This window comes from Streptomyces durbertensis (genome assembly GCF_014156695.1).
Taxonomy (GTDB): domain Bacteria; phylum Actinomycetota; class Actinomycetes; order Streptomycetales; family Streptomycetaceae; genus Streptomyces; species Streptomyces durbertensis.
In genome coordinates this window covers 1-5,309 of sequence record NZ_WMLF01000377.1, presented here as the reverse complement: position 1 = coordinate 5,309, position 5,309 = coordinate 1, and the positions used below count along the sequence as shown (strand labels likewise).

The following is a 5,309-nucleotide window of genomic DNA, read 5'->3' as shown; positions in this document are numbered from 1 at the left end:
CCCCCACCCCGCACCCGTCCCAGACGCCGCACACCTCCCACACGTCGCGGTCCGCCGGGCACGACGCCGGCGCGCCCTCGCGCGGTCGCCGCATAGGCATGGTGCTCGCCGGCGCGGTGGGCGCCCTGGTCGTGGTGGCCGGCGCGGTGTTCTTCCTGGAGAGCGGCGGCGAGGCGAACGCCAAGCCCGAGCCCAAGCCGAGCCCCACGAAGGCCGCGGTCAAGCTGCCCGACGGGGTGAAGTGCTCCGGCGGCGACTGCGCCGGCGAGGACCCCGAACTCATGGGCTGCGGCGGGCAGTACGCCGAGACCTCCGCCGACGCGATGATCGGGACGACGTACGTCGAGGTCCGCTACAGCGACGTCTGCAAGGCGGCATGGGCCCGGATCGGCGGCGCTTCCCCGGGCACGAAGGTGACCGTCAGTTCGGCCGGCGAGTCGGAGTCCGACGAGGTCACCGAGGGCACGGGCGGCTACACCATGATGGTCGCGGCGAAGGACGCCAAGGCCGCCAAGGCGTGTGTGGAGACCGCGACCGGCACCGGCGGCTGCACGACGACGACCGAGCCCTGAGCCGTCGGCGCTGACGGATCCGCCGTCGGGGCGACGGGTTTCGGCCGTCCCGCCGGCGGGCCGGCATGACCCGCGGGGGAGAGGGCAGACGACCAGTCCCCCCACGGGGCGGCATCCACGCCGGCGGTCGCGCGTCGGAAACGGCGCGCGGCCGCCGACCGCCCCCGCCGGATCCCCGCGAGCTGCGCGCAGCCGGTGCGGCGGCCGGCGGCACGGGCCCGGGTGGCTGCCCCCGCGAGGCGTCGGCACGGTAGCCTGACGGGCGGATCTCTTGACATAGAGAGATCTCGTCGGATCCACGCGATCCAGCCGCCCTCGTCAGGTTCAACGGAGACCGCCATGACCCGCACTCCCGTTAATGTCACCGTCACCGGCGCCGCCGGCCAGATCGGCTACGCGCTGCTCTTCCGCATCGCCTCCGGCCACCTGCTGGGCCCGGACGTCCCGGTCAGGCTGCGCCTTCTGGAGATCACGCCGGCGCTCGGCGCCGCCGAGGGCACCGCGATGGAGCTGGACGACTGCGCCTTCCCGCTGCTCCGCGGCATCGACATCACCGACGACCCGAACGTCGCGTTCGACGGCAGCAACGTGGCCCTGCTCGTGGGCGCCCGCCCGCGCACCAAGGGCATGGAGCGCGGTGACCTGCTGGAGGCCAACGGCGGCATCTTCAAGCCGCAGGGCAAGGCCATCAACGACCACGCCGCGGACGATGTGAAGGTCCTGGTGGTCGGCAACCCGGCGAACACCAACGCGCTGATCGCCCAGGCCGCCGCGCCGGACGTACCGGCTGAGCGCTTCACCGCGATGACCCGCCTGGACCACAACCGCGCGCTGTCGCAGCTGGCCAGGAAGACCGGTGTCGCGGTCGGCGAGATCCGCCGCCTCACCATCTGGGGCAACCACTCCGCGACGCAGTACCCGGACATCTTCCACGCCGAGGTGGCCGGCAAGAACGCCGCCGAGGTCGTCAACGACGAGAAGTGGCTGGCGGAGGACTTCATCCCGACCGTCGCCAAGCGCGGTGCCGCGATCATCGAGGCGCGCGGCGCCTCCTCGGCCGCGTCGGCCGCCAACGCCGCCATCGACCACGTGCACACCTGGGTCAACGGCACCGCCGACGGCGACTGGACCTCCATGGGCATCCCCTCCGACGGTTCGTACGGTGTGCCCGAGGGCCTGATCTCCTCGTTCCCGGTCACCGCCGAGAACGGCGAGTACCGGATCGTGCAGGGTCTGGAGATCAACGAGTTCTCCCGCGCCCGCATCGACGCCTCCGTGAAGGAGCTGGAAGAGGAGCGCGACGCTGTGCGCGCGCTCGGCCTCATCTGAGCCGAAGGGACCCGCGCCCGACGCGGGTTCCACCCAGGCCCGGCACCGCTCCAGGTGCCGGGCCTTCGGCGTTCCGGTGGGTAAACCAGGCCCGGGAGTGATGAAGGCCACTTATCTCACCTGTACAGACATGAGTTCGCGACTTCGGGGCAGGGGTGCAAGTTGCCGGCCATGCCGGCATGGTGCAGGACGGTAAGGAAGGCAGCAGGCGACGTGTCGGGACAGAAGACGATTTACGTGGACGGGGTGTGGCGGGACGCCGAGACGGGCGGAACGCGGGACATCCTGGACCCGGCCGACGCCGGCGTGCTGGCGACGGTCGCCGAGGGCGGCCTCGCGGACACGGACGCCGCGATCGAAGCGGCGCGCCGCGCCTTCGACAAGGGCGAGTGGCCGAACACCCCGGTCGCCGAGCGCGCCGCGCTGCTGCGCCGCGTGGCCGACCTCCTCCAGCGGGACCGCGAGGACATCGCCCTGCTGGAGTCGCGCGACACCGGCAAGACGCTGGAGGAGGGCCGGGTCGACGTCGACGACGTGACCGCCGCCTTCCGCTACTTCGCCGACCTGGTGGTGAACGAGTCCGGCGGCCGGGTCGTCGACGCCGGCAGCGCCGACGTGCACAGCGTCGTCGTGCACGAGCCGGTCGGCGTCTGCGCGATGATCACCCCCTGGAACTACCCGCTCCTCCAGGCGAGCTGGAAGATCGCGCCGGCGCTCGCGGCCGGCAACACCTTTGTGGTCAAGCCGAGCGAGGTCACCCCGCTCAGCACCGTCCGGCTTGTCGGGCTGCTGGCCGAGGCCGGACTGCCCGCCGGCGTGGCGAACATCGTCACCGGCGCCGGCGACCCGGTCGGCGCCCGGCTCGCCGAGCACCCGGCCGTGGACCTCGTCTCCTTCACCGGCGGACTGGCCAGCGGCGTGAAGGTCGCCCAGGCGGCGGCACCCACGGTGAAGAAGGTCGCGCTCGAACTCGGCGGCAAGAACCCCAACGTCGTCTTCGCCGACGCCTGCGCCACCGAGGAGGGCTTCGACACCGCCGTCGACCAGGCGCTCAACGCCGCGTTCATCCACAGCGGCCAGGTCTGCTCGGCCGGCAGCCGGCTCATCGTCGAGGAGTCCGTCCGCGACCGCTTCGTCGCCGAACTCGCCCGCCGCGCCGCCCGGATCAGGCTCGGCCGCGGCACCGAGAAGGGCGTCGAGTGCGGGCCGCTCGTCTCCCAGCAGCAGTTGGACAAGACGGAGAGGTACGTCGCGTCCGCGCTCGCCGAGGGCGCCTCACTGCGCTGCGGCGGCGAACGCCCCGAGCCGGACGAGACGCGTCCGACCGGCGGCTACTTCTACTGCCCGACCGTCCTCGACAACTGCCACCGCGGGATGCGGGTCGTCCGGGAGGAGACCTTCGGGCCGATCCTCACCGTCGAGACGTTCCGCACCGAGGAAGAGGCGGTCGAACTCGCCAACGACACCGAGTACGGCCTCGCCGGCGCGGTGTTCTCCTCCGACACCGCCCGCGCCCGCCGCGTCGCCGGGCGCCTGCGCCACGGCACGGTCTGGATCAACGACTACCACCCCTACCTGCCGCAGGCGGAGTGGGGCGGCTTCGGCCGCTCCGGCGTGGGACGCGAACTGGGCCGCGCCGGCCTGGAGGAGTACCGCGAGACCAAGCACGTCTACGAGAACCTGCGGCCGGCCCCGGTCCGCTGGTTCGCCGGCTGACGTCGGCCGAGCACCCGACGACCGGTCGGCCCGCCCGAACGCGGGCCGACCGCCCCGGCCCCCGGCGCACGGGCCCCACTCCGGCTCGCAGACCCGAGCCGGTCACCCGACCGAAGAGGCCAAGCACCCCCTCCAGGCCACCAGAACAGGCCAAGGAAACCCCGCGAGGAGCAGTACCCAGTCATGAGCGTTTACGACTACGTGGTGATCGGCGGCGGGACCGCAGGTTCCGTCATCGCCTCCCGACTCACCGAGGACCCGGACGTCACCGTCGCCGTCATCGAGGGCGGCCCGTCCGACATGGACCGGGAGGACGTGCTGACGCTGCGCCGCTGGCTCGGACTGCTCGGCGGCGACCTGGACTACGACTACCCGACGACCCCCCAGCCAAACGGCAACAGCCACATCCGCCACAGCCGCGCCCGCGTCCTCGGCGGCTGCTCCTCGCACAACACGCTGATCTCCTTCAAGCCCCTGCCCTCCGACTGGGACGAGTGGGAGGCCGCCGGCGCCACCGGCTGGAACGGCCAGGCGATGGACCCGTACTACGGGAAGCTCCGCAACAACATCGTCCCCGTCGACGAGAAGGACCGGAACGCCATCGCCCGCGACTGGGTCGAGGCGGCCGTGACCGCGCTCGACGTGCCGCGTGTCGAGGGCTTCAACAAGCGGCCCTTCCACGAGGGCGCCGGCTTCTTCGACCTCGCCTACCACCCGGAGGACAACAAGCGCTCCTCGGCGTCCGTCGCCTACCTGCACCCGCACATGGCGGCCGGGGACCGGCCCAACCTCCATCTGATGCTGGAGACCTGGGCGTTCCGCCTGGAACTGGACGGCGACCGGGCGACCGGCGTCCACGTCCGCGCCGCCGACGGCACCGAGACCTTCGTCGCCGCCGACCGCGAGGTGATCGTCTGCGCCGGCGCCGTCGACACCCCCCGGCTGCTGATGCTCTCCGGCATCGGGCCCGCCGACGACCTCAAGGCGCTGGGCATCGACGCCCGCCACGACCTGCCGGGCGTCGGCGAGAACCTGCTCGACCACCCGGAGTCGGTCATCGTCTGGGAGACCGACGGCCCGATCCCCGACAACTCGGCCATGGACTCCGACGCCGGGCTGTTCGTCCGCCGCGACCCCGAGTCCGCCGGGCCCGACCTGATGTTCCACTTCTACCAGATCCCGTTCACCGACAACCCCGAGCGGCTGGGCTACCAGCGGCCCGAGCACGGCGTGTCGATGACCCCGAACATCCCCAAGCCGCGCAGCCGCGGCCGGCTCTACCTCACCAGCGCCGACCCCGAGGCCAAACCGGCCCTGGACTTCCGCTACTTCACCGACGAGGAGGGCTACGACGGCCGCACCCTCGTCGACGGCATCAAGCTCGCCCGCCGGATCGCGGCCACCGAGCCGTTCGCCAGGTGGCTCAAGCGCGAGGTGTGCCCCGGCCCCGAGGTGACCTCCGACGACGAGCTGAGCGCCTACGCCCGCCAGGTCGCGCACACCGTCTACCACCCGGCCGGCACCTGCCGCATCGGCGCGGCCGACGACGAACTCGCCGTCGTCGACCCGGAGTTGCGCATCCGCGGGCTGAACGGTATACGCATCGCGGACGCCTCCGTCTTCCCCACGATCCCGGCGGTCAACCCCATGATCGGTGTGCTCATGGTCGGCGAGAAGGCCGCCGACCTGCTG

The 5,309-nt window shown here is 72.3% G+C and carries 4 protein-coding genes; all 4 read left to right on the top strand.

The genetic code is table 11. The annotated features are described in order from the left end of the window. The coding region (locus GL263_RS20720) for a DUF2690 domain-containing protein (protein ID WP_182857240.1) at window positions 1-572 on the top strand (572 nt) is incomplete at its 5' end. A 339-nt stretch (window positions 573-911) separates the two neighbouring features. Then, window positions 912-1,901 carry a malate dehydrogenase gene (locus GL263_RS20715; protein WP_182857239.1) on the top strand — a complete coding sequence of 330 codons (990 nt, stop codon included), beginning with the start codon at window positions 912-914 and terminating at the stop codon, window positions 1,899-1,901. Between the two features lie 213 nt (window positions 1,902-2,114). After that, entirely contained in the window at window positions 2,115-3,617 is a 1,503-nt protein-coding gene (locus GL263_RS20710) for an aldehyde dehydrogenase family protein (RefSeq protein WP_182857238.1), read from the top strand. Window positions 3,618-3,800: 183 nt separating this feature from the next. After that, on the top strand, window positions 3,801-5,309 hold a 1,509-nt coding region (locus GL263_RS20705; RefSeq protein ID WP_182857237.1), incomplete at its 3' end, for a GMC family oxidoreductase.

Coding starts and splice junctions, on each gene's coding strand:
- GL263_RS20715 (WP_182857239.1), top strand. CDS start 912: ATGACCCGCACTCCCGTTAATGTCACCGTCACCGGCGCCGCCGGCCAG.